At 51.5% G+C, this 23,527-nt stretch carries 27 protein-coding genes; 26 read left to right on the plus strand and 1 reads right to left on the minus strand.

Annotated elements, in window-relative coordinates:
• The first annotated feature begins 91 nt into the window (after positions 1 to 91).
• Positions 92 to 1,219 (plus strand): TolB-like translocation protein, encoded by a 1,128-nt coding sequence (locus JNE38_RS10775; protein ID WP_203356549.1) that lies wholly within the window; start codon positions 92 to 94, stop codon positions 1,217 to 1,219.
• A gap of 28 nt (positions 1,220 to 1,247) precedes the next feature.
• Positions 1,248 to 1,814 carry a histidine phosphatase family protein gene (locus JNE38_RS10780; RefSeq protein ID WP_203356550.1) on the plus strand — a complete coding sequence of 189 codons (567 nt, stop codon included), beginning with the start codon at positions 1,248 to 1,250 and terminating at the stop codon, positions 1,812 to 1,814.
• A 65-nt stretch (positions 1,815 to 1,879) separates the two neighbouring features.
• On the opposite strand, the gene JNE38_RS10785 is transcribed toward JNE38_RS10780, so the two are convergent.
• Positions 1,880 to 3,262: a UDP-N-acetylmuramoyl-tripeptide--D-alanyl-D-alanine ligase gene (locus tag JNE38_RS10785; protein ID WP_203356551.1), complete on the minus strand. Its 1,383-nt coding sequence runs from the start codon at positions 3,260 to 3,262 to the stop codon at positions 1,880 to 1,882.
• A gap of 194 nt (positions 3,263 to 3,456) precedes the next feature.
• On the opposite strand from JNE38_RS10785, the gene JNE38_RS10790 reads away from it, so the two are divergent.
• The 24 genes from JNE38_RS10790 (at position 3,457) to JNE38_RS10905 (ending at position 23,382) form a co-directional block, all read left to right on the plus strand.
• The gene (locus JNE38_RS10790; RefSeq protein WP_203356552.1) at positions 3,457 to 3,786 is read left to right on the plus strand and encodes a histidine triad nucleotide-binding protein; all 330 of its coding nucleotides are present in this window, start codon (positions 3,457 to 3,459) and stop codon (positions 3,784 to 3,786) included.
• A 107-nt stretch (positions 3,787 to 3,893) separates the two neighbouring features.
• Positions 3,894 to 4,067 carry a 30S ribosomal protein S21 gene (gene rpsU / locus JNE38_RS10795; RefSeq protein ID WP_007727630.1) on the plus strand — a complete coding sequence of 58 codons (174 nt, stop codon included), beginning with the start codon at positions 3,894 to 3,896 and terminating at the stop codon, positions 4,065 to 4,067.
• A 17-nt stretch (positions 4,068 to 4,084) separates the two neighbouring features.
• Entirely contained in the window at positions 4,085 to 4,531 is a 447-nt protein-coding gene (locus JNE38_RS10800) for a GatB/YqeY domain-containing protein (RefSeq protein ID WP_203356553.1), read from the plus strand.
• Between the two features lie 233 nt (positions 4,532 to 4,764).
• Positions 4,765 to 6,024: an NfeD family protein gene (locus JNE38_RS10805; protein ID WP_428993720.1), complete on the plus strand. Its 1,260-nt coding sequence runs from the start codon at positions 4,765 to 4,767 to the stop codon at positions 6,022 to 6,024.
• 16 nt (positions 6,025 to 6,040) lie between these two features.
• Positions 6,041 to 7,045, plus strand: a complete 1,005-nt coding sequence (floA, locus tag JNE38_RS10810) for a flotillin-like protein FloA (protein WP_203356555.1) — start codon at positions 6,041 to 6,043, stop codon at positions 7,043 to 7,045.
• Positions 7,046 to 7,056: 11 nt separating this feature from the next.
• Positions 7,057 to 7,530, plus strand: a complete 474-nt coding sequence (locus JNE38_RS10815; protein WP_203356556.1) for a hypothetical protein — start codon at positions 7,057 to 7,059, stop codon at positions 7,528 to 7,530.
• 173 nt (positions 7,531 to 7,703) lie between these two features.
• A complete protein-coding gene (locus tag JNE38_RS10820) occupies positions 7,704 to 7,898 on the plus strand; it encodes a sigma-70 family RNA polymerase sigma factor (RefSeq protein ID WP_203356557.1) in 195 nt (64 codons plus the stop codon).
• Between the two features lie 189 nt (positions 7,899 to 8,087).
• Positions 8,088 to 8,384: a sporulation protein YqfC gene (gene yqfC / locus JNE38_RS10825; RefSeq protein ID WP_203356558.1), complete on the plus strand. Its 297-nt coding sequence runs from the start codon at positions 8,088 to 8,090 to the stop codon at positions 8,382 to 8,384.
• Between the two features lie 23 nt (positions 8,385 to 8,407).
• On the plus strand, positions 8,408 to 9,622 hold the full coding sequence (gene yqfD, locus JNE38_RS10830) for a sporulation protein YqfD (protein ID WP_203356559.1): 1,215 nt from the start codon (positions 8,408 to 8,410) through the stop codon (positions 9,620 to 9,622).
• A 38-nt stretch (positions 9,623 to 9,660) separates the two neighbouring features.
• Positions 9,661 to 10,635, plus strand: coding sequence for a PhoH family protein (locus JNE38_RS10835; RefSeq protein ID WP_203356560.1), 975 nt, complete (start codon positions 9,661 to 9,663; stop codon positions 10,633 to 10,635).
• Positions 10,636 to 10,694: 59 nt separating this feature from the next.
• The gene (gene ybeY, locus JNE38_RS10840; RefSeq protein WP_238933716.1) at positions 10,695 to 11,144 is read left to right on the plus strand and encodes an rRNA maturation RNase YbeY; all 450 of its coding nucleotides are present in this window, start codon (positions 10,695 to 10,697) and stop codon (positions 11,142 to 11,144) included.
• A gap of 9 nt (positions 11,145 to 11,153) precedes the next feature.
• The gene (locus tag JNE38_RS10845) at positions 11,154 to 11,537 is read left to right on the plus strand and encodes a diacylglycerol kinase family protein (RefSeq protein WP_203357507.1); all 384 of its coding nucleotides are present in this window, start codon (positions 11,154 to 11,156) and stop codon (positions 11,535 to 11,537) included.
• Positions 11,538 to 11,673: 136 nt separating this feature from the next.
• Positions 11,674 to 12,072: a cytidine deaminase gene (locus tag JNE38_RS10850; protein WP_203356562.1), complete on the plus strand. Its 399-nt coding sequence runs from the start codon at positions 11,674 to 11,676 to the stop codon at positions 12,070 to 12,072.
• Positions 12,065 to 12,982 carry a GTPase Era gene (gene era / locus JNE38_RS10855; protein ID WP_203356563.1) on the plus strand — a complete coding sequence of 306 codons (918 nt, stop codon included), beginning with the start codon at positions 12,065 to 12,067 and terminating at the stop codon, positions 12,980 to 12,982. Before JNE38_RS10850 ends, era begins: the two co-directional genes overlap by 8 nt.
• 103 nt (positions 12,983 to 13,085) lie before the next feature.
• Positions 13,086 to 13,241, plus strand: coding sequence for a YqzL family protein (locus JNE38_RS10860; RefSeq protein WP_203356564.1), 156 nt, complete (start codon positions 13,086 to 13,088; stop codon positions 13,239 to 13,241).
• Entirely contained in the window at positions 13,232 to 14,005 is a 774-nt protein-coding gene (gene recO, locus JNE38_RS10865) for a DNA repair protein RecO (RefSeq protein ID WP_203356565.1), read from the plus strand. Before JNE38_RS10860 ends, recO begins: the two co-directional genes overlap by 10 nt.
• Positions 14,006 to 14,290: 285 nt before the next feature.
• Positions 14,291 to 15,223: a glycine--tRNA ligase subunit alpha gene (glyQ, locus tag JNE38_RS10870; protein WP_203356566.1), complete on the plus strand. Its 933-nt coding sequence runs from the start codon at positions 14,291 to 14,293 to the stop codon at positions 15,221 to 15,223.
• Positions 15,216 to 17,285 (plus strand): glycine--tRNA ligase subunit beta, encoded by a 2,070-nt coding sequence (gene glyS, locus JNE38_RS10875; protein ID WP_203356567.1) that lies wholly within the window; start codon positions 15,216 to 15,218, stop codon positions 17,283 to 17,285. Before glyQ ends, glyS begins: the two co-directional genes overlap by 8 nt.
• A 129-nt stretch (positions 17,286 to 17,414) precedes the next feature.
• Positions 17,415 to 18,059 carry a transcriptional regulator CcpN gene (locus JNE38_RS10880; RefSeq protein WP_203356568.1) on the plus strand — a complete coding sequence of 215 codons (645 nt, stop codon included), beginning with the start codon at positions 17,415 to 17,417 and terminating at the stop codon, positions 18,057 to 18,059.
• Between the two features lie 11 nt (positions 18,060 to 18,070).
• The gene (locus JNE38_RS10885; RefSeq protein ID WP_203356569.1) at positions 18,071 to 18,907 is read left to right on the plus strand and encodes a pyruvate, water dikinase regulatory protein; all 837 of its coding nucleotides are present in this window, start codon (positions 18,071 to 18,073) and stop codon (positions 18,905 to 18,907) included.
• A 209-nt stretch (positions 18,908 to 19,116) separates the two neighbouring features.
• The gene (gene dnaG, locus JNE38_RS10890; RefSeq protein ID WP_203356570.1) at positions 19,117 to 20,979 is read left to right on the plus strand and encodes a DNA primase; all 1,863 of its coding nucleotides are present in this window, start codon (positions 19,117 to 19,119) and stop codon (positions 20,977 to 20,979) included.
• Between the two features lie 34 nt (positions 20,980 to 21,013).
• Positions 21,014 to 22,144: an RNA polymerase sigma factor RpoD gene (gene rpoD / locus JNE38_RS10895; RefSeq protein ID WP_092268974.1), complete on the plus strand. Its 1,131-nt coding sequence runs from the start codon at positions 21,014 to 21,016 to the stop codon at positions 22,142 to 22,144.
• Between the two features lie 96 nt (positions 22,145 to 22,240).
• Positions 22,241 to 23,134: a hypothetical protein gene (locus JNE38_RS10900; RefSeq protein ID WP_203356571.1), complete on the plus strand. Its 894-nt coding sequence runs from the start codon at positions 22,241 to 22,243 to the stop codon at positions 23,132 to 23,134.
• A gap of 83 nt (positions 23,135 to 23,217) precedes the next feature.
• A complete protein-coding gene (locus JNE38_RS10905; RefSeq protein ID WP_203356572.1) occupies positions 23,218 to 23,382 on the plus strand; it encodes a hypothetical protein in 165 nt (54 codons plus the stop codon).
• The last annotated feature ends 145 nt before the right edge of the window (positions 23,383 to 23,527 follow it).

The following is a 23,527-nucleotide window of genomic DNA, read 5'->3' on the forward strand; positions in this document are numbered from 1 at the left end:
TTCTTCTTGTTTGGACACCGAGCCTGTAACAAGACCGTTCTCTTTTCCGTCTTACATAAGATCCATTTTTTACAAACAGGAGCGTGCCTACATGAAACGATTGCTGCTATCTTCCATCCTTGCGTTCGTCTTTCTCGGGATAGCTGACTCCTCGGCCGCGCAGTCCGGGCAGGTATCTGAGCAGCCCTCTGTCATCTATCAGATTTCGGCGGATGGAACAGCCAAGAAAGCTGTGGCGCAAATGCCGTACATGCACAGAGGCGCCATCTCACCTTCGGGGCGTTATGTGTATACGGAACGCATCGGTTATGGAAAGAATGACCCCACCGTGCCGTATGTGTACAATCTGCAGACCAAGAAGCTCACGCAGCTGAGCGGGTTTGCCAAATGGTCTTCCAGCCAAGACATTCTTTACGTTCTGGAAAAAGGGGGAGTCGTCCGTATCAATCCCGCAGATGGAAAGAAGACGGTGCTGGTAGAGGCAGTCCCGCAGTATCCTGTACTTGAATTCGCCGTTTCCCCCGACGAGCAGTACATGGCGTTTTTCCGCAGGGATGAAAAAAGCGCGGACAAAAGCCAGGCGACCCATCTGTACCTGCAGCACTTGCCCTCGGGCAAGATGAAGATCAACGACCGCATTGCATGGGAGAAGCCCGCCTATAGAGGACCCGATGCATTTTACTGGCTCCCTACCTCGAAAAAGGTCTTTTATCGGACCCAGGATGCGTACAAGGAGCTGGATCTTCCGACTGGTTTGAAGTACACGCACAAGCTGAATGCCTTTCCTTCGTATTCCACGGATATGAAATACAAATATGTCCGAGCGGGAAACGAGGAGTATCTGCTGGATTTGCAGACGGGGAAAAAGGTGACGCTGCAAAAACAGGCGCAGGTGATCATGGAGAACTATCTGGATAGGATCGTATGGTCACCGACAGGACACCAGTTTGTTTCAGAGCAAGTGTTAGCCGCATCAGGCAATGCGCACGACGTATACATGATGATCCGACTTAACAAAGATGAAAGGCGCCATATTTTCCCATTCGGTGATGTTGGGGAAAGCAAGTATAGTCCCTACATGAGCTTCCGAGAGAATCTCCGCCTCATCGGCTGGTCAAAAGACGGAAAATCGTTTTATGCAGCTGATTGGTCCTCCATCCACTACTCGGTTTTTTCTCCAGAAAAGCTAGACGAGTATCTGAGAGTTATGGAAAAATAAGGACAATCTGATTCAGGGAGGGAAACGCATGAAAACCCACATCTACATGGTACGCCACGCGGAATCTCCATTCACCTTGAACGAAGAAGAGACGAGGGAGCTTTCGGAAAAAGGATGGAGGGACGCGAAACGGATCGCAACCCTGTTAGAGGCTGAGCAGATAGATGTCTTTGTATCCAGCTCTTACAGGAGGGCGATTCAGACCGTTGAAATAGCCGCTCGGAAGCTGGAGAAGGACATTGCCATTGAACCGCGTTTTCGAGAGCGCGATCTCGCTTCGCATGACCACCCCTTCGAAAATTTTGAACAGGCGGTTGAGAAGGCCTTTGCCGACCCGGCCTATTCCTATCCCGGTGGCGAGTCCAATCGGGATGCTTGCATCCGGGGAGTTGCCGCGGTAAAGGACGTTTTGGCTGCCTACCCCGGGAAGAAGGTAGCGATCGGGACCCATGGAAATATCTTGACCATCATCATGAATCATTTCGATGACCGCTATGATTTTGAATTCTGGAAAAAAACGACCAAGCCTGACCTCTACAAGCTTACTTTCGAAGGAGATTCGCTCATGGAAGTGAACCGCCTATGGGAGGAATAAAAAGACGCCACTTCCCCGCATGATCGCAGGAGTGGCGTCTTCTTTTCGACTTGATGGGAGATTCGTTACGGCTGTCGCTCCAAATCCGTGATCACGGTCCAAAGCTCCATGCCTCGCGATGCTTTGAACAAAAAGGCGTGATTCGCGTCGCGCAGGGGCAGGAGTGCGGCAACCGCCTCTTCCTTGGTGGCAACGTGCAGCTTGTTGCCCGTGTATGCGTCGCTGATATGACGGGAGCTCTCACCGACTGTCACGAGCATGGAAAAACGGTCGCGCAGGGCATCGGCGTATGCCCCTACCTGAGCGTGCATCTGGTCGCTGTCTGGTCCCAGTTCAAACATATCAGCTAGCACCAGCACCTTTTGACGCGCAGGGAACAGGTCCGCAAATGTGCCGATCGCGGCTTCCATGGAAGTCGGGCTCGCGTTATAAGCATCACTGATGTAAAGAGCGCCGTGAGTGGAGTTCACCTGTTCAAAGCGCATCGCTGAGAGCTTGACGGTCGCGAGCGCATCTGCGATCTGAGTATCAGACATGCCGTGCCGCTTTGCGATGGCTATCGCCGGCAGGGCATTGAGGACGCTGTGCACTCCGTACAATGGCAGGAAAGCGGCAAAGCGTTCCCCGGTAGCAAAGCATACGGTAAAATGCATGCCGTCTTCATCCGAGCGGATTTCCTCTGCCCAAATATCAGCAGGACCCTCCACCGAATAATAGGCTACCTTGCCCGGATAGAGATGGGCGATCATGCGCAAGTACTCTGAGTCTCCGTTCAAGAGCACGAGTCCATCGGGGGAGGTATGCGGAAGCAGCTCCGCTTTTGCGAGTGCAATTTTTTCCCTGGAACCGAAGTACTCCATGTGAGAATCCCCTATGTAGGTGATGACGCTGATCTCGGGCTTCGCGAGGGAAGCGATCAAATCAATTTCCCCGGCGTGGTTCATTCCCAGCTCCAGTACGGCAGCTTTGTGCTGCTCCTCGATTTGCAGGAGAGAATAGGGCACACCCAAGTGATTATTCAAGTTTTTGTACGTTTTATATACGGGAAAATGGCTCTCCAGTACGTGTGCAATGATATCCTTTACGGTCGTTTTGCCGATGCTTCCTGTGACAGCGATGTGCGGAATGGATTGCTCCCTCCGATAGCCGGCGGCCAGCTTTTGAAAGGCCCGTACGGTGTCATTGACCAGAATCAGCCCGAATCCTTGTGGCAAGCCCTGCGGAACTTTATGTTCATCTGAAATAACCGCTGCAACGGCGCCTTGCTCTGCCGCTTGGAGGAGAAAATCATGGCCGTCCCGGGCTACGCCGGTCAATGCGATAAACAGCGATCCTTCTGCCAACTGGCGAGTGTCGAAGTGAACGGCTGTAATCTGCAATCCGGGATCCCCTGCGCGCATCAGCCCTTCCGCTTTTATGGCCGCATGTTCCAATGCGATTGGTTTCATGTCCACGAGCTCCTTTGTATTGAAATGAGTCCAAACCTCGAAGTCATGCTATCACGCGCACCATGCCGCCGCAAGGGTAAATTGCTGCCCGTAGAGATTGCTTTTCGTTTGGACTCTCCGCTATCATGGTACTATCTTCTCATACATAATAAGCTAGTTGACTATCACTTCTATGAACGGAAAGGTGATTTGGGATGGAAAAAAGCATTTTTACGAGAATCATGGACGGGGAGATCCCTGCGCGTGTAGAATACGAAGACGAACAGGTCATCGTGATTCACGACATCGCTCCGAAAGCACCCGTACACCTGTTGATTATTCCTCGCAAGCCGATCGCTACGCTGATGGATGTGCAGGCCGAGGACCTGCCTCTGATCGGCCATATACACGTGGTTGCTCAAAAGCTAGCGAATCAGCTGGGAGTGAAAGGCTTTCGCCTGATCAACAACTGCGGAAAGGAAGGCGGACAAGAGGTCTTCCACATTCATTATCATTTCCTCGCAGGCTTTCAGGAAGAAAAATGAACTAAAGGTTGACCTTCAATAGTCAACTATCCTATAATGAAGTGTGACAGTCTGTTCGTACGTTCGATTCAGGCGTCCCACGGTTTTAGCGGAGGGAGGGAAGACAAATGGCAGAAATTCGAGTCAAGAAAAACGAGTCTTTGGATAGCGCACTTCGCCGCTTCAAGCGTGAGAGCGCAAAATCCGGGGTGATGGCGGAACTGCGTAAACGTCGCCACTTTGAGAAGCCAAGCATTAAGCGCAAGAAGAAATCCGAAGCAGCACGCAAACGTAAGTTTTAATTGACGGAGGGCCCATCATGAGTGTAATGGAGCGACTCGATCAAGATATGAAGCAAGCAATGAAGGACAGAGCTGCTCTGAAACTCTCTGTTATTCGCATGGTGAAAGCCGCGTTAAAGAACGAAGAGATTAACAAAGGCAGGCCTTTGTCTGACGACGAAGTGCTGACCATCTTGACTCGTGAGTTAAAACAACGCCGTGAATCCCTCCACGAATTTGAAAAGGCAGGCCGCGTGGACCTTGCCTCGAAAGCGCGCGAAGAGATTGACGTGCTCGCCGCTTACTTACCCGCTCAGCTAAGCGAACAAGAAGTTCGTGATATCGTTCGGGAAGCGATAGCAGCCACAAATGCCTCCTCGAAAAAAGAGATGGGCAAAGTAATGGGTGCAATCATGCCGAAAGTGAAAGGCAGAGCAGACGGAAACCTCGTGCAGAAGATTGTATCTGAGGAACTACCAACGTAGACGAGTAACACCTCATATAGATACGAACAGAAAAACCCAGCCGATTCGTTGGCTGGGTTTTTTCTTGTTTTCGAAAAAAATTGAAACGATTCCCAATGTGCTTCGTATACCATACTAGCCATTCGTGGAAGCTGTTAGGTAGAGAGGGGGGATAGGCGATGAATACAGCACGGCCATCGATACGGCGCTTTCGGATCATGCTCTATTTTTTCAGTTTGCTTGCAGGGCTTGCGATGTTCGTTTCAGGACAGCTGGCATCCGCAGCAACCTACCAAAAAGCATTCTGGATCCCGGTTGACAATACGATCGAGCGAGGACTGGAGAGCTTTTTGAAACGGGCTTTTGAGGAAGCAGAGCAGCAGCAGGCTGACCTTGTCATTCTGGATATCGACACTCCAGGGGGAGAAGTGAATGCCGCTGGAGAGATTGGACAGCTCATCCGTCAAGCTCCGATGCATGTCGTCGCTTATATAGACAATCAGGCGTTTTCGGCAGGGACTTACATCGCGCTGAACGCGAATGAAATCGTGATGACTCCGGGCAGCAGCATGGGTGCAGCGACACCCATCGATATGGCAGGCAACGCCGCTGACGTAAAAATCATCTCTGCGTGGTCAAAGCAGATGCAGAGCGCGGCAAAGCTGAATCATCGCAACGAGGACGTAGCGAGGGCTATGGTGGAGATCGATACCGAGTTTCCCGGGCTGAAGCCAAAGGGTACGGTGCTTTCTCTGGATGCCCAGACTGCAAAAAACGTCGGCTATGCGGATCGAGTGGTTGCGAATAAGCAGGAACTGCTCAGTCAGTTGGGTGTAGGAGCAGATGCGATTCAGAGCATCGACCCGACAGCGGGAGAGAGGGTGGCAAGATGGGTGACCAGCCCTGTCGTGATGAGCGTCTTGCTCGTGATCGGCTTGGTTGGAATCGTCGTCGAGCTGTTCGCACCTGGTTTTGGCGTCGCGGGTACGATTTCATTGGTATCTTTTGGACTGTACTTCTTCGGGCACTTTGTCGCCGGATTTGCCAACTGGTTGCATATCGCTCTGTTTGTCATTGGGATTTTCTTGATGATCATGGAGATATTTCTACCGGGCGGGATTGTCGGGGCACTCGGGTTCATCAGCATCGTCACTGGACTGGTCATGGCTGCTTACGATACGCAGCAAGGGCTTGCTTCTCTGGGGATTGCCGTACTGATTACGGTGATCGTCACGGTTCTACTAGTGAAACGATTTGGGGTGAAAGGGTTGTTTAACAAGTTTATTTTAGGAGACACCCAACGAAACGAAGAAGGCTATGTCGCTCCGAGGGACCAGCGCGAACTTTTGCAAAAAGAAGGAATCGCCCTCACACCGCTGCGCCCATCTGGTATGGTAAAGGTAGATGGAAAGCGTGTGGACGCCGTCAGCATAGGTGGCTTCATTTCAGCGGGGACGCCTGTTGTGGTGATCCAAGTGGAAGGCACGCGCGTCGTCGTACAGGAACAAGAATAAAAGGAGTGATCGTTACATGTTAGAAGGCGGATTGATACCTCTCATTTTCATGGTGGCAGTAGCCATCGTTGTCCTTTCGATTTTCTTCTCGTTTGTACCCGTCATGCTGTGGATTTCCGCACTCGCGTCGGGTGTGCATATCGGGATCATCACCTTGGTGGCCATGAGACTGCGCCGCGTCATTCCTTCCCGCATCGTGAATCCGTTGATCAAGGCGCGTAAAGCGGGTCTGGAACTGGATACGAATCAGCTGGAGAGCCATTACCTGGCAGGCGGTAACGTAGACCGGGTGGTAGATGCTCTGGTAGCTGCCCAGCGTGCCGATATTCCACTCGGATTTGAGCGTGCGGCTGCCATCGACTTGGCAGGCCGCGATGTGCTGGAAGCGGTGCAAATGAGTGTAAATCCAAAAGTAATTGAAACGCCAATCGTTGCGGCGATGGCCAAAGACGGGATTGAATTGCGTACCAAGGCAAAAGTCACCGTACGTGCCAACATTGACCGTTTGGTCGGGGGTGCGGGCGAAGAAACCGTCATCGCGCGTGTCGGCGAAGGGATCGTCTCTACAATCGGTTCATCCAACAGCCACAAAGACGTGCTCGAGAACCCGGATCTGATTTCCAAAACCGTTTTGAATAAAGGGCTGGATGCCGGTACAGCCTTTGAAATCCTGTCGATTGACATCGCGGATGTCGATGTCGGCAAAAACATCGGTGCACAGCTGCAGACTGACCAGGCGGAAGCGGACAAACGGATTGCCCAAGCAAAAGCGGAAGAACGCCGTGCGATGGCCGTCGCTCAAGAGCAAGAGATGAAAGCCCGCGTACAAGAGATGAAAGCCAAAGTCGTGGAAGCGGAAGCTCAAGTACCGCTTGCACTCGCAGAAGCATTGACCAGCGGCAAAATGGGCGTGATGGACTACTACAACATGCAAAACATTGCGGCTGACACCCAGATGCGTCAATCCTTCGGAAATCCGGGCGACAAGAATAAGAACACGCCGCCAAGCGGACAGGAATAAGGGCGATTGCCATGGATGATCTCCTTGATCTTTTCTTTGACCTCTTGGGCTGGGTATTTCCGCTGCTGGCCAAATTCTGGTTTCTCATCCTGGCGTTCATCGGGTACAAGTTTTTTGGAAAAGGCGGCAGGAAGATGGCGCAAGGCAAGCCGCGCCGTATGTTGACGCCCGTGGAAAGCGGGGGCTTTCCGCGCCAGACTCCGCAAGAAGAGCGCAAGGTGGTACGTGCCTCTTCCAAATACGAGCCGGTTGAATCCGAGTCGATGGAGGGTGTGGGCGTTGAGCAGGAATGGGCATTTGAAGAGCCTGATCATCGCTCCATCCCAGTCAGGGAACAAAAGCCAACACTGACTCCGGTTCCAGAGCGAGCCGAAGCGCCTGTACCTGACCTCGATCCGCGTGAAGGGATGAAGTGGGCCATTATCTTCGGGGAACCGCGTGCCAAGGTCCCGCATGGCTCCCCTGCAGCAAGAAGAAATGCATAACACAAGGCGAGACAGGTGCTCCTCCTAGGGGGCCCTGTCTTTTTTCAGATCCAAGCAATTTGAGCTTGTCGAAATTACGCGAACATCTTGTCTTGTGTCCATTCTCGCGGTTGACTATTCTGATTGTATAGAAATTTCTTCCAATCGTTGGATAAGGGGTAGTGGACAAGCAAATGAATCAACAAGCGTATGAAAAAATGGGAAGTTTCCGTCAAAAAGTCATTCGGCTTGTTTACGTGGAGAAGAAATCGATCTACGAAACGGCCATCGCATGCGGATGCTCTGCAGAAAAAGTGAAGCGTGTCATGAAAAAGTGGAAAGCACTGTCACGCCACGAAGTCGTAACCCTACCTCCTACAGAAGAATAGTAGCCGACAAGGCCTTTGCCCACCTTCCAATGTGAAGCGGCAGGGGCTTTTTTCTTTTCATGAATGCCTGTTGCGTCCACCGCATACGCATAGGTAAGAACGGTTTTGCACGGCCATTAGACCCATAAATTGGCTCACTAGTGGAAGCATATTCTGCGCAGTAGCGCTAGTACGAAGGGGGGCTAATCCATGAAGCGTTGGAGCCGCCGTCTGCGCCAATTGGCGGGAGGGGTTTTGGAGCTGCCGCAAGATGTCGTCCTGGAAGTCCCGCGCATTACGATGATCGGCCATTTGCAAATGTACATAGAAAATCACCGCGGAGTTCTGCATTTCAGTGAAAAAGAGCTCCGTTTGCTGTTGACGAATGGACAGATGATCGTATCCGGCGAGCAGCTTGTCATCCGAGCGATCTTGCCAGAGGAGGTTTTGCTGGAAGGCAGAATCGGCGGCGTGAAATTTCTGGAAACCGGGCCGCAGAGCTCGTAATAGGATGGAGGGCGGGAAGACACATGCGAAACGGACTGAAAGAGTGGGTTGACGGACATGTCACCATCACCGTGCGGGGGAAGCGGTTCGAGCGCTTTTTGAATATGGCCATTCGGGATGGCATCCGAATCTGGAACATTCGCCGCGTAGGAGAAGAGTTGACCCGTTGCGATATTTTGATTCGCGATTATTTTCGCTTGCGCCCGTTGCTTCGGGAGACAGGCTGTCGCAGCCATGTGGAGGGCCGGGGAGGATTGCCTTTTTGGCTCATTCGGTTACGGAGGCGAGCAGGCCTTGTGATTGGAGCTTCTCTTTTTTTTCTCGGATTGTACATGCTGTCGTCCTTTGTATGGACTGTTGAGGTGAGCGGCACCAGGCACATGGATCCGCAAAAGGTCATGAAAGCGGCTGAGCAGATTGGGATTAAAGAAGGGGTATGGAAGGTCAAACTAAAAGAGCCACTGGCCCTGCAAAAAGAGCTGATGAGCCTGTTGCCAGAGGCGACATGGGTCGGGGTGGATATACAGGGAACGAAAGTGAAATTACAGGTCGTGGAGAAAGACGCTCCGGTAAAGCCTCTTCCTACGAGTCCGCGGCATTTGGTAGCCAAGAAGCGGGCCGTGATTTCCAAGGTGCTGCCCCAGGTCGGTAAGAGTCAGGTAACTGTGAATCAGATGGTTGAAAAAGGTCAGGTTCTGATCTCAGGCATTATCGGAAACGAGACGCGGCAGCAGGCTGTTTCAGCGCGTGGTACCGTGCGTGGCGAGGTTTGGTACGTAACCGAGACATCCCTCCCGCTCAATCAGACCTTGTATCGCTTGACAGGGGAAATTCAGGATCAGCAGTACTTGCTGGTCGGTCCTTATGCCGTCCAGGTATGGCCGCTGAACAAGCTTGCATTTGCCCATTCGGAAAACACCGAGTCACGCTTTTTGCCTTCGTACGCTGGGTATACCTCGCCGATCGGCTGGAAGACCGTTCACACCAAAGAAACGGAGCCTGTAACGCACCAAATGAGTGTGGAGGAGGCTACTGAAATCGCCAAGCGTTTTGCCAGAGAGGATATTCTTCGCAAAGCAGGGAAAGATGCGGAGATAAAGGATGAAAAAGTTTTGCACGTATCAACAGAGAATGGTAAAGTTTACTTGAGCATTCATTTTTCCGTCATTGAAGACATTGCAGTTGAACAGCCGATCGTGGGAGTGCCACAGCCACCGGCTGAGACTGGCAAGCCATGACGGTTTGCTGATTACCGTTGCAAGGAGATGGAAGCCTGTTGCACCTACACGATGAGGTAAGAATCCCATTTGCAGACGCATCTGAGGCCTTGCTGTTGTTCGGACCACACGACGCGTACTTAACATTGATCGAAGAAAAAAGCTCTGCCAAAATCATGACGCGAGAAGGAGAGCTCGTGATTAGCGGCGATCAGTCAGAAGTGGATAAGCTTGCTGAGCTGATCGGCATTTTGCTGCAACTGATCCGCAGAGGGATTACGCTGTCAGAGCGTGACATCTCGTATGCGATGATGCTCAGCAATCAGGGAGAAGCAGCCCAGCTGCTGGATGTGTACGACGAGGAAGTGGCCCGCACCCAACGCGGGAAACCCATTCGCGCCAAGACACTCGGGCAGCGCCACTATTTATCAGCGATCAAAAAGAAAGACATCGTATTTGGAATCGGACCGGCTGGAACAGGGAAGACATATCTGGCTGTTGTCACAGCGGTGAATGCGTTGAAAAACGGTCGTGTAAAGCGCATCGTCCTGACCAGACCAGCTGTAGAAGCAGGAGAAAGTCTCGGATTTTTGCCTGGGGATTTGCAGGAGAAGGTCGACCCGTACTTGCGCCCTCTCTACGATGCCCTGTATGACATGCTGGGCAACGAACAGGTGGCCAAAATGATGGAGCGTGGACTGATCGAGGTAGCTCCGCTAGCCTATATGCGCGGACGTACATTAGAGGACTCGTTTGTCATTTTGGATGAAGCACAAAACACCACTCCCGAGCAAATGAAAATGTTTTTGACTCGTCTCGGCTTTGGCTCGAAAATGGTAATTACCGGAGACGTTACTCAAGTGGATTTGCCAAAAGGGAAGAAATCGGGTTTGCGGGAAGCGGAGCGTATCCTGAACCCTATTTCAGATGTGACCTTTATCCACTTCCAAGAAGGAGACGTCGTCCGTCACAGCCTGGTGCAAAAGATCATCCAGGCGTACGCCAAAGAGGAAGCCCTGCACGAATACCGATAAATCGTCTTGACTAAAGGAGATCACCATTTGTGTTGTCTGTAGAAATTCTTCATGAAGATATGGAACCGATCAGCGAGCATCTGCAAGACCTGATTACGCGCTGCCTCGAAGCTGCAGCAGTGCGGGAAGAGGTGGATGGGGAAGTCGTGGTAACGATTGTCAGCAATGAACGGATCCACGAGCTGAACCGTGATTACCGGGACGTAGATCGTCCGACCGATGTACTGTCCTTCGCCATGAACGAGCCGGGTGAAGGCGAAATGGAAATCTTCCTCGATGAAGATGACCTGGAGGAATTCCCGAATATGCTGGGTGACATCATCATCTCCCTCCCCAAAGCGAAGGAGCAGGCGGAAGACTATGGGCATTCGCTGGATCGCGAGCTTGGTTTTCTCGCCGTGCATGGCTTCCTGCATTTGCTGGGCTATGACCATGGCACGGAGGAAGAGGAAAAGGAAATGTTTTCCCGTCAAGAAGCAGTCCTGGAGCAAATCGGCTTGACGAGGTAGGAGATGGCATTGAAAGAGTGGGACCGCTTTGTTCGCAGCTTATCCTACGCGATTCAAGGAATTGTCTATACGGTGAAGACACAGCGAAACATGCAAATCCACGTCGCCGCTGCTTTGATCGTACTGGCGGCGGCTTGGTGGCTGCAGATTCCACGCAGCGATGTTTTGCTGGTCTTTTTTTCTATTGCGCTGGTAATTGCCTTGGAGCTGGTAAACACGGCGGTAGAAGCGGCGGTTGACCTCGCTTCGCCGGATTGGCACAGCAAAGCCAAAATAGCCAAGGATGCCAGCGCAGGGGCTGTTCTGATAGCGGCTCTCGTGTCTGTGGTGATCGGAGTCATGATTTTCGGTCCACCGCTGTATCAAAAAATGTCAGAGTGGTTTCTTTCTTGAAAATATGGCATGATCTATCTACTAGGACCAGATGCTTTCTTTTGGAAGAGAAAGAAGTCTGGTCTCTTGGTGTCTCTGCCTTTGGGATCACGTTGGGCAGCACTTTTAGAGAATACCGATATGAGGAATGATGAGAATGGATAAACAAGCTTTGATGCAGCAAGCGATAGAAGCACGGAAGCGGGCGTATGTGCCGTATTCGAAATTTCAAGTCGGAGCAGCCCTACTGACAGAAGATGGCAAGGTCTACCTCGGGGGAAATATCGAGAATGCCGCCTACTCGCTGTGCAACTGTGCAGAGCGCACGGCATTGTTCAAAGCGTATTCCGAAGGGGATAAGAACTACAAGGCGCTGGCCGTAGCTGCGGATACACCCAAGGCCGTATCGCCATGCGGAGCTTGCCGACAAGTCATGGCCGAGCTTTGCCCGCCTGACATGCCAGTATATTTGACCAACCTGAACGGCGATGTTTGGGAAACGACAGTCTCTGACCTGATTCCAGGGGCATTTAACAAGGAGGATTTACGTGGATAACCGCAAGACCAAAAAAGCTTTCAAGTCCGGATTCGTCTCGATTGTCGGACGGCCGAACGTAGGAAAATCAACCCTGCTCAACCATGTCGTCGGACACAAGATTGCCATCATGTCCAACAAGCCGCAAACGACCCGCAACAAAATTACGGCGGTTCATACGACGGAGGAAGGACAAATCATCTTCATCGACACTCCGGGGATTCATAAACCGCAATCGAAATTGGGCAACTTCATGGTGACCGTTGCGGAAAATACATTGAACGAGGTGGATCTCGTCCTGTTCGTCGTGGATGCGACAGAAAAGCGGGGAGCAGGCGACGAATACATCATCGAGCGGCTGAAGCAAGTGAAGACGCCGGTCTTCCTCGTCATCAACAAGATTGACAAAGTACACCCGGAGGCACTGCTGCCGATCATCGACGATTATCGCAAATTGTACGATTTCAAGCAGATCGTCCCGATTTCTGCGCTCGAAGGCAATAACACCAGCGCCTTGACTCAGGCGATCTTCAACGAGATGGAAGAAGGGCCGATGTTCTACCCGGCTGATCAGGTGACGGACCATCCGGAGCGTTTTGTCGCCGCTGAACTGATCCGGGAAAAGGTGCTGCATTTGACGAGGGAAGAGGTGCCGCACTCCATCGCAGTCGTGATCGAGGAAATGAAGCGCGGTGAAAACGGCAAGACCTTGTACATCTACGCGGCTATTTATGTGGAACGGGACTCGCAGCGGGGGATCTTGATCGGGGAAAAAGGCCAAATGCTCAAGGAAATCGGCCGCCGCGCCCGTAAAGATATCGAGCGTCTGATGGGGGATCAAGTCTTTTTGGAGCTGTGGATCAAAGTCAAAAAAGATTGGCGCAACCAGGAGCGGATGCTGCGCAACTTTGGATTCTACAACGAAGAGTAGGACGAGCTTTATACGTGTTAATTTTTCCAAGGGATAGAAAAACGGGCAAAGGTGATTCTAAGAAGGAAGTGGATAGACCCGATGTAGGAAAGGATGATGCTCCATGCTTCGTGACTTTTCTTGGAGAGTTTTCGCTTCAACCGGTGACATCCATGCTTACCTTCTCTACCGGGATCACCATCAAACGGATGGTGCGAACGAAGAGGCTTCCTTTGATCTTGCCCAGGAAGAGTTGGGTGACTCGCAGGCATGCTTGTAAAGTGGGAAGGAATTGTCATCCGCAGCGTGGACTATGGTGAGTCCAGCAAGGTGGTGACATTGTTTACCCGGGAGAACGGTAAATTGGGCTTGATGGCGCGTGGGGCCAAAAAGACCAAGAGCCGACTGGCGGCCGTCTCCCAGTTGTTTTCACATGGGTACTATTTATGCAAAGCAGGACCCGGTACCGGTATGCCTGATCTTTCCCAAGGAGATATCATGGAATCGTTCCGGGATTTGCGGCAAAGCCTCCAAGCGACGGCTTATGCCGCGTACATAGCGGAGCTGTTGGATCGATTGACTCATGAGCGAGAGCCCAATCCGTATCTGTTTCAATTGCTGCTCCATACGTTTCGGCATTTGGACGAAGGACGCGATGCGGAGATTCTTTGCCGTATCTTTGAGACCAAGATGCTGATCGTGGCAGGGATCTCGCCCCAATTATCCGCGTGCGCAAACTGTGGTGCAGAGAGGGAGCCTTATGCGATCAGCGTATCGCAAGGCGGACTCTTGTGCCCTGTTTGTCTGCCCGCAGACCCTTTTGCGATTGCGGTGACTCCCTCGACCTGGAAGCTGCTGCGGCTTTTCCAGGTATTTGATTTGGAGCGTCTGGGGGAGATCGAAGTGAAGCAAGCGACGCGCAGTCAGTTGAAGCACGTGCTGCGCAGCTTCATGGATGAGCATCTCGATCTTCGGCTGAAAAGTCGAGCGTTTCTGGAACAAATGGAGCGCATGGAAAGAATGTCACAGCCGGACAGTGAGTAATTGACATCCGTTTTTGTTTTCGTTATGATAAGAACCAAACTTGATACCGTATGTTGCCATGAAGGAAAAGAGTAGTCGGCCGCTGGCTGTCATAGCGAATCGGGGAGAGTGAGAGCCCGGTCACCAAGCTGATGAAGGGCGTTCTGGAGCAATGAATAATCCAAGGTGGGCGAAGCTTTTTTTCGCCAAGTAGGGTGGAACCGCGAGAATCCTCTCGTCCCTACACTGTCGTATGCAGACAGTGTAGGCGGCGGGAGGTTTTATTTTTTTTAGGAGGAAACGAGCATGAAAATGACTTTTCAAGACATCATTTTGACGCTGCAAAACTTTTGGGCGAAACAAAATTGCCTGATTGTCCAGCCGTATGACGTGGAAAAAGGGGCTGGGACACTCAACCCGATGACCTTCCTTCGCTCCATTGGCCCTGAACCGTGGAACGTCGCTTACGTAGAGCCTTCCCGTCGACCTGCTGACGGACGTTACGGTGAAAACCCAAACCGTCTCTACCAGCACCACCAATTCCAGGTGATCATGAAGCCGTCGCCAGACAATATCCAGGAGCTGTATCTGGAGAGCTTGCGCCAGCTGGGAATCGAGCCGCTGGAGCACGACATTCGCTTTGTGGAAGACAACTGGGAGCATCCAGGACTTGGTGCATGGGGACTCGGCTGGGAAGTATGGCTGGACGGAATGGAGATTACCCAGTTCACGTACTTCCAGCAGGTGGGCGGCCTCGAATGCAAGCCTGTTGCGGTGGAATTGACCTACGGACTGGAGCGCCTCGCTTCCTACATTCAAGAAAAAGAAAATGTGTTCGACCTGGAGTGGGTGAACGGCTATACCTATGGCGACGTGTTCCTCCAGCCTGAGTACGAGCATTCCAAATACACCTTCGAGCTGTCTGACGTGGACATGCTGTTCAACCTGTACAACACCTACGAAGCAGAAGCCAAGCGACTGATGAAAGAGTGTCTGGTGTACCCTGCATACGATTACGTGCTGAAGTGCTCCCATACGTTTAACCTGCTGGATGCGAGAGGTGTGATCAGCGTAACTGAGCGTGCTGGCTACATCGCACGTGTACGGAACCTGTCCCGTGAAGTGGCGCAAACCTATTACGCAGAGCGTGAACGCCTGGGCTTCCCGCTTTTGCAAAAAAGCGACGCAGCCTCGCAATCTGGCGCGCCAGCCCTGAAAGGAGAGGATTCGAATGAGTAAGCGCGATCTGCTTTTGGAAATCGGACTTGAAGAAATGCCTGCCCGCTTCGTCGCAGGGGCGGCGGCACAACTGAAGGAAAAAGTCGAAAAATGGCTGGCGGCTGAACGGATCCCGTTTGAACAAATCACTTCCATGGAATCCCCGCGCCGTTTTGCCGTATTGGTCAACGGACTTGCCGAAAAGCAGCCAGACCGCAATGACGAAGCCAAAGGACCTGCACGCAAGATTGCGCAGGATGAGGCTGGCAACTGGTCGAAGGCAGCGCTCGGATTTGCCCGCAGCAACGGTGTAGAGCCGGATCAGCTGTACTTTAAAGACGTGAACGGCGTGGAATATGTGCATGCCCGCAAATCAGAGGCTGGAAAAGAGACCAAAACTCTCCTCCCTCAGCTAGCGGATACGATCGCAGGCATGAACTTTCCGAAAAATATGCGCTGGGGTGCCAATGATCTCAAATACGTCCGTCCGATTCGCTGGATGGTCGCACTGTTCGGGGAGGAGCTGATTGACCTCGAAATCGCAGGTGTAAAAAGCGGCCGCATCACGCGCGGTCATCGCTTCCTCGGTGCAGAGGTGGAAATCAACCATCCTGCTGAATACGCAAGCAAGCTGGCCGAGCAGTACGTAATGGTCAATCCGGATGAACGCCGTGCGGCCATCGTGGAGCAAATTCGCCGAATGGAACAGGAAAATGGCTGGAACATTCCGATGGACGAAGGCCTTCTTGACGAGGTCGTGCATCTGGTAGAATATCCGACAGCCCTGTACGGAACGTTTGAAGAGGAGTTTCTGACGATTCCGCGCGAGGTTCTGGTAACCTCCATGCGTGAGCATCAGCGTTACTTCCCGGTGGAAAACGCCCAAGGACAGCTGCTGAACCACTTCGTTACCGTGCGCAACGGGGACAGCCGCGCGCTGGAAAACGTAGCGAAAGGAAATGAAAAGGTACTCCGCGCCCGTCTTTCTGACGCCCGCTTCTTCTATGTAGAAGATCAGAAGCTGCCGATTGACAGCTGCCTCAAGCGTCTGGAGACCATCGTTTTCCACGAGGAACTCGGAACGATCGGAGACAAGGTGCGCCGTGTGCGCAAAACGGCAGCGCAGATTGCTGAAAAGCTGGGTGTGAGCCAGGAAGAAGCGGGGCAGGTAGATCGGATCGCTGAAATTGCGAAATTCGATTTGGTGACCAACATGGTTGGGGAATTCCCAGAGCTGCAGGGTATCATGGGAGAAGACTACGCGCGCAAAGCAGGAGAGAACGAGATTGTAGCAAGCGGTGTGTTTGAACACTATCTGCCGCGCTTTGCAGGCGATCTGACGCCGAAGTCTGCGCAGGGAGCGATCGTGAGCCTGGCAGATAAGCTCGATACCATCGTAGGGATTTTCTCGATCGGCATCGTGCCGACCGGTTCTCAGGACCCATATGGATTGCGCCGCATGGCAGCAGGTATCGTAACGATTTTGCTGGAGAGAGGCTGGCAGCTGTCTTTGGAGCAGCTCTGGGATGCAACTCTTGCGACCTACACCGAACAAGGGGTAAACAAGAGAACGGTCGAAGAAGTGAAAAAAGATCTCGTCGATTTCTTTGCCCTTCGCTTGAAAAACGTTCTTCAGGAAAACGGCGTTCGCTACGATGTCGTGGATGCCGTTCTGTCTGCTGATTTGTCTTTGGTGCCTGAAGTTTTGGCCAAGGCCAAAGCCTTGATGACAGCTGTCAGCGATGAGGAATTCAAGCTGATCGTGGAACAATTCAACCGCGTAAACAACCTGGCACAGAAGGCGGAAGCTGACCGTGTCGAGGAAGCGCTGTTCGTTGAAGACGTTGAACGCGCGCTGTACCGGGCCTACCTGTCCGTTCAGCAGGAAGTGGGAAGCCTGGCGGATCAGGAAAAAGCATTGGCTACGCTGGCTACCCTGCGTGAGCCGATCAAAGCGTTCTTCGACAGCGTCATGGTTATGGCAGAGGATCAGGCTGTTCGCGCCAACAGGCTCGGCCTTTTGCAGCGACTCTCTCGCCTCATTTTCGCCTACGCTGATTTTTCCAAGCTCGTTTTTGCATAAAAAGCCTTTCCGAATAATTGGCTGCCTCCGTCCTTCTGCGGGCGGAGGCACCTTTTTTCCATGCGAAAGAAGGAATATCCGGTCGAATAGAGTAATACTAGGAAGAGGTAACAGACAGAACCGGGGTGATTGGTCATCGAGCTTACCAAACGACAAGAGCAGATCTTACAGATCGTGAAGGATGAAGGTCCAATTACGGGAGAGCACATCGCGGATCGCTTGCATTTGACCCGCGCGACACTGCGCCCCGATCTTTCCATTCTCACGATGTCAGGTTATTTAGAAGCCAGGCCTCGGGTCGGGTATTTTTATGCTGGGAGACCCGCAAGTTCGGTCATAAGTGAACGGCTTCACAAGCTTCTCGTCAATGACTACAAGGCGGTTCCTATCGTTGTTTCCGAATCAGCCTCTGCTTACGATGCCATCGTGACCCTGTTTTTGGAGGATGTAGGGACACTGTTCGTCGTGAATCAGAAAGGCTACTTGGCTGGAGTCATTTCTAGAAAAGACTTGCTGCGTGCCTCGCTCGGCAACAAGACGCTGGAGGATGTCCCTGTCAGCATCATCATGTCACGAATGCCCAATATCATCACGTGCGCACCTGAGGAAACGCTGTACGCAGCAGCCAAAAAACTCATCGACTTCCAGATCGACTCCTTGCCGGTGGTTCGTCCGAGTGAGGAAGATCCCAAGCAGATGGAGCTGACTGGACGAGTCACCAAGACAACGATCGCCAAAGCATTTGTAGAACTGGGCAGCGAACCGAAAGTGTAGGAGGAGAAGCGATGCAAGGAAACAGGCAAGGACAGCTCATCTACGTGGTATCAGACTCCATCGGTGAAACAGCCGAGCTTGTTGTTCGCGCTGGAGCAAGTCAGTTTGACCGTTTTTTGATTGATGTTCAGAAGTACCCCTACATAGAAGACAAAGAATCCATTGACGAGATCATTGCTTCTGCGAAAGAATCCAAGGCAATGATCGTTTTTACGCTGGTCATCCCTGAGCTAAACGCCTACATCACCCAGCAAGCTGCGCTGCACGGGATTCCTGCCATCGACGTTATGGGGCCTCTCATGCAAACGCTGCAAAACATGCTGCAGGAGCCTCCTACCGGAAAGCCTGGGCTGGTCCGTCGCTTGGACGAAGAGTATTTCCGCAAGGTCGACGCGATTGAATTTGCAGTCAAATACGATGATGGGCGCGACCCGCGTGGATTGCTACGTGCCGACGTAGTTCTGATCGGAGTTTCCCGTACGTCCAAGACGCCTTTGTCGATGTATCTGGCGAACAAACGCTTGAAGGTAGCAAACGTGCCTCTGGTGCCGGAAGTGGAGCCGCCAGAAGAACTCTTCCAGGTGCCACCGGAGCGCTGTATTGGGCTTACGATCAATCCGGAGCAGCTGAACGGCATTCGCACGGAACGATTGAAAGCGCTTGGCTTGACAGCGCAGGCGAACTACGCCAATCTGGACCGGATTGCGGATGAGCTGGCGTATTCCAACAAAATTATTGAGCGTTTGGGCTGCCCCGTAATCGACGTTTCGAAAAAGGCCGTCGAGGAAACTGCCAACATTATTCTTGAGATGATTCGCAAAAACAACCTTCGCAGTGAAAAGAAATAGGTCAAAAGAAGGAATTTGACGTTTTTTGTAGAAAACGAGTAGGGCGACAATCACGATCTGAGCGCTGTAGAGCGTTTATTGCTTACGGAAATGTGGAAAAGTAGAAAAGAAGAAAAGATGAAAAGAAGTGCGATCCCAAGAAGGAAAATGACGAATTTTGACGAACTAAATAATCTCGTCGTTCGATTCTCCTGAAAAGGTGGATAAAGATGGCTGGTCCCACTTCTGATGAGTTTGTAAAACAAGTGCGTGCCGCTGTCGACATCGTAGACGTTGTAGGAGAGTATGTACAACTGAGAAAAAGCGGTCGTGCCTTTCTCGGTCTATGTCCATTTCACTCTGAGAAGAGCCCTTCCTTTAACGTGAACGCGGAGCGACAGTTTTTTCATTGCTTTGGATGTGGAGCAGGAGGGGATGTCTTTTCCTTCCTGATGAAACTGGAACAGTTGACTTTTCCGGAAGCCCTCCACAAACTGGCAGAGCGTGCTGGAATTGCTGTGCCCGAACCACAGCACGAAGAAGTTTCTCCAGAAAAACGGGCGAGACAAGCCATGCAGGAAGCGCATCAGCTTGTTTCAAAGCTGTACCATTACGTACTGACTGAGACTCCGTATGGTGTAGAAGCGATGAAGTACCTCACCAAACGTGGAATGTCCCAGCAGACGTTAACCGAGTATCAAATTGGGTTTGCCCCGGATTCGTGGGATTTCGTCACACAGTTTTTAAAGAAACGGAACTTTTCCCAGGATCTGATGGTGGAAGCAGGTTTACTTGCAAAAAGTGACGCCGGAAAAGTGTTCGACCGTTTTCGCGGTCGCGTCATGTTCCCCATCCACGATTCGCAGGGAAATGTCATCGGATTCGGCGGTCGGTTATTGGACAACACCAAGCCCAAGTCGCAGCCCAAGTATTTGAATAGTCCTGAAAGCCTTCTGTTCAACAAAAGCGCCACCCTTTTCAATCTTCATCGCGCCCGTCCTCACATTCGCAAGAGAAAGCAGGTGCTGTTGTTCGAGGGATATGTCGACGTGGTGTCGGCGTGGCAGGCAGGCTTCATGCAAGGTGTGGCTACTTTAGGAACGGCGCTGACCGAGCAGCAGGCTCGAATCCTTCGGCGGAATGTGGATTCAGTCGTTCTCTGTTACGACGGAGATGCAGCAGGTCAAGAAGCGACGAGCAAGGCGATTCACGTTTTGCAGCAGGCAGGATTGGTCGTGCGGGTAGCTCCATTGCCTCAAGGCACGGACCCTGACGATTACATTCGCCAGCATGGGGCCGAAGCGTTTTCCCAGCAGGTATTGTTGCAGGCAATGCCGGTTACGGCTTTCCGTTTGAAACATTTGCGGAGCCAGTACGTAATAAATGATGAGACAGATAAAACGCGCCTGATCGCAAAGGCGGTAGAAATCATCAACGAACTGGACAGCCCGGTGGAACGCGACTTGTATCAGCGGCAATTGGCAGAGGAGTATTCCCTGACCCTCGGCGATTTAAAATGGGAGTCAAAACGCGCTTACAAACAGCAAAAAAGTGAGCGCCAAAGGGATAAAGTATCGCCAGCATGGAATAATAGTATAAATAATGGCAAAGTTACGCTCGCGAAAACTCTGCCACCCGCTTACCACACGGCTGAGCGCATGCTGTTGTACTACATGATGCGGAATGCAGATATTGCCCAAAGGGTGCAGCAGGAATGCAATGCTCACTTTCAGGTGGACATTCATGATGCGTTAGCCGCCTACCTGTACGCTTACTACGCAGAGGGAAATCCGGAAGACCCTGGAAAGTTTATACATTACGTGCAAGACGAATCGTTAAAGCAATTAGCCTCGGGATTGGCCATGATGGAATGTAAGGAAGACGTATCTGATTTAGAGATCGGCGATTACATCAAACAAGTGAATAACTACCCGAAGCGTGCCGAGTTGGAACGATTGCGCGAAGAGCAGCGGAGCTTACACCTCCAAGCGGCCGCAGCGGACAGCGAGGATGCGCGCAAACAACTGGAAATTCAAGCAGCCATCACAGGGATGAAGATTCTTGAATTGGAAAATGCTTTAAAAGAAGGGTAGCATCAGATCATTCCCGGGGAAGGAGGGATAGTAGATGAACAAACAAAACATCACTTCAGACATGGAAGCAATGTCCATCGAACAAGTGAAGGAACAATTGGTCGAATTAGGCAAAAAACGCGGTGCGCTGTCGTACAAGGAAATCACCGATCGACTCTCAGGTTTTGAACAGGATTCCGATCAAATCGATGAGTTTTTTGAGTATCTGGGTGATCAAGGCATTGAGATAAACAACAACGAAAACGAGGACGACGACGAAGAAGTAGATCGAATGATCATGAAGGACGAGGACAACGAAGAATTCGATTTTGACGATCTCTCTGTTCCACCCGGAATCAAGATCAATGACCCTGTAAGGATGTACCTGAAAGAAATCGGTCGTGTGCCTCTACTTTCCGCCGAAGAGGAGATTAAGCTGGCCCAGCGTATTGAGCAGGGCGACGAGGAAGCCAAACGCCGACTGGCAGAAGCCAACCTTCGTCTGGTGGTATCGATTGCGAAGCGTTATGTAGGGCGCGGCATGCTGTTCCTCGATTTGATCCAAGAAGGGAACATGGGTCTGATCAAAGCGGTTGAAAAGTTTGACTACCGCAAAGGCTACAAGTTCAGTACGTACGCCACGTGGTGGATTCGTCAAGCTATCACCCGCGCGATCGCAGACCAGGCACGTACGATTCGAATTCCTGTGCATATGGTGGAAACGATCAACAAGCTCATTCGGGTATCGCGTCAGCTCCTGCAAGAATTGGGACGTGAACCGATGCCAGAGGAAATCGCAGAAAAAATGGATCTCACGCCTGAGAAGGTTCGGGAAATCATGAAAATTGCTCAAGAGCCGGTATCATTGGAGACGCCGATCGGGGAAGAAGACGATTCGCATCTGGGCGATTTTATCGAGGACCAAGACGCGTTGGAACCTTCCGATGCCGCAGCTTATGAATTGTTGAAAGAACAATTGGAAGACGTGCTGGATACGTTGACAGACCGAGAAGAGAACGTTCTTCGTCTACGCTTTGGTCTCGATGACGGTCGTACTCGTACTTTGGAAGAAGTGGGAAAAGTGTTTGGCGTAACGCGTGAGCGGATTCGTCAGATCGAGGCAAAAGCGCTTCGCAAACTTCGTCATCCAAGCAGAAGCAAGCGCTTAAAAGATTTCCTGGAATAACCGATATATGTAGTATGTGGCCTACGTACAGCCTACGTAGGCTTTTCTTTTTCCACCAATCAAGACCGTTGCCGTCGAAAGTTAGGAGGGGCCGCGTTGGAAGACCAGCGCAAACGAACCATTATCGCAGAGATCGAAAACTGGCGGAGAAATCACCTGCTGCCTGAACATTACTGCATTTTCCTATTAAATTTGTATACGGAGGGAGATCGCACCGAAGCTCAGCCAGCTGCTGCTAAAGGGGAGCGGAGAAGATCGGACGCAAGCTCCGGGAAGGAAAGAGGAAGCGCAGTTCCCGTCTCCTATCCTTCTCCCGTGACAGGGAAAATGGTAATGGCTTGGCTCCTTGGTGCCCTTGTCATTGCTGGTTTGATCTTACTTGCTTTTCATTTTAACCGTTTTCAAACCCCAATGCAAATTGCCATCTTTGCCTGTTTCGCACTGGTTTTCTATATTCTGGGACTGGTTTTCAGGGGTTCCGCTCCTCCCTTGACGCATCTCTTTTTAGGGCTTAGCTTCGTCATTTTGATTGCAGGGGGAGTCTATTGCATTACGAAGCTGGGCGGATCGCATCCCATGATTTTGTTCTACCTGGGCATCATCTGCGTGCTGCTATGTGCGAGTGCATTCGTATTCGGCTATAGCTATTTGCTCTATTCCGGGATGCTGGGGCTGGCCGTGCTTTACGGGGTAGCGACTATCGAGAGAGTGAGCAGTGATTACACATGGTGGCGATCGGAGCTGTACTGGGTGCCGCTTGCTTGCTTGTTGACCGGCTTGGGCTTTCTCATGAACAGTGGCAATCCGAAATGGGCTGGAGTGTTTGCATTTTGCGGCCTTGCTGCATTTTTTGGAGCGGAGATACAGTCTTTATACATCCCTTTGGCAAAGCGGGATTTGATCCAGCTATTGTTGTTCATCAAAGTATTTTTGGCCTCAGCATTCTTTTTCTTCACTCGCAGATACTGGTATTCATGGCTGCGGCTGTAGGCCCGCCTTTCTTTGGAAAAGCCGTTTCCATGATTGGGACAGTTTGCTACAATCGAAAAAGGTGAGAAATTGAGGTGAATGGGATGGATAACAAGTGGAAGGTCCTGATTGGAATCCTGCTTGCGGCCATTTTTCTTGGAGGAGAAACAGCTGCACAGCTATTGGGAGTCAAAACCTATAGCATCGGGTACATACTTGGAGCACTCTCCTTTATCGGAGCAATTTTGCTGGGAGCACGCCGCACATAGGCGTGTTTTTTCATTCATCAAACACATGCTTTTGCAAGTTTCCGAATATTCATCACACAGAGCGGCAACTATGGTGTATAATGGGAGGAGAATTCTGAACAAACGCTCAGTCGAATTGTCAGACGTGCTTCCACTCCTACACTAA

Origin of the sequence: Brevibacillus choshinensis (assembly GCF_016811915.1) — a bacterium.
GTDB classification, from domain to species: domain Bacteria; phylum Bacillota; class Bacilli; order Brevibacillales; family Brevibacillaceae; genus Brevibacillus; species Brevibacillus choshinensis_A.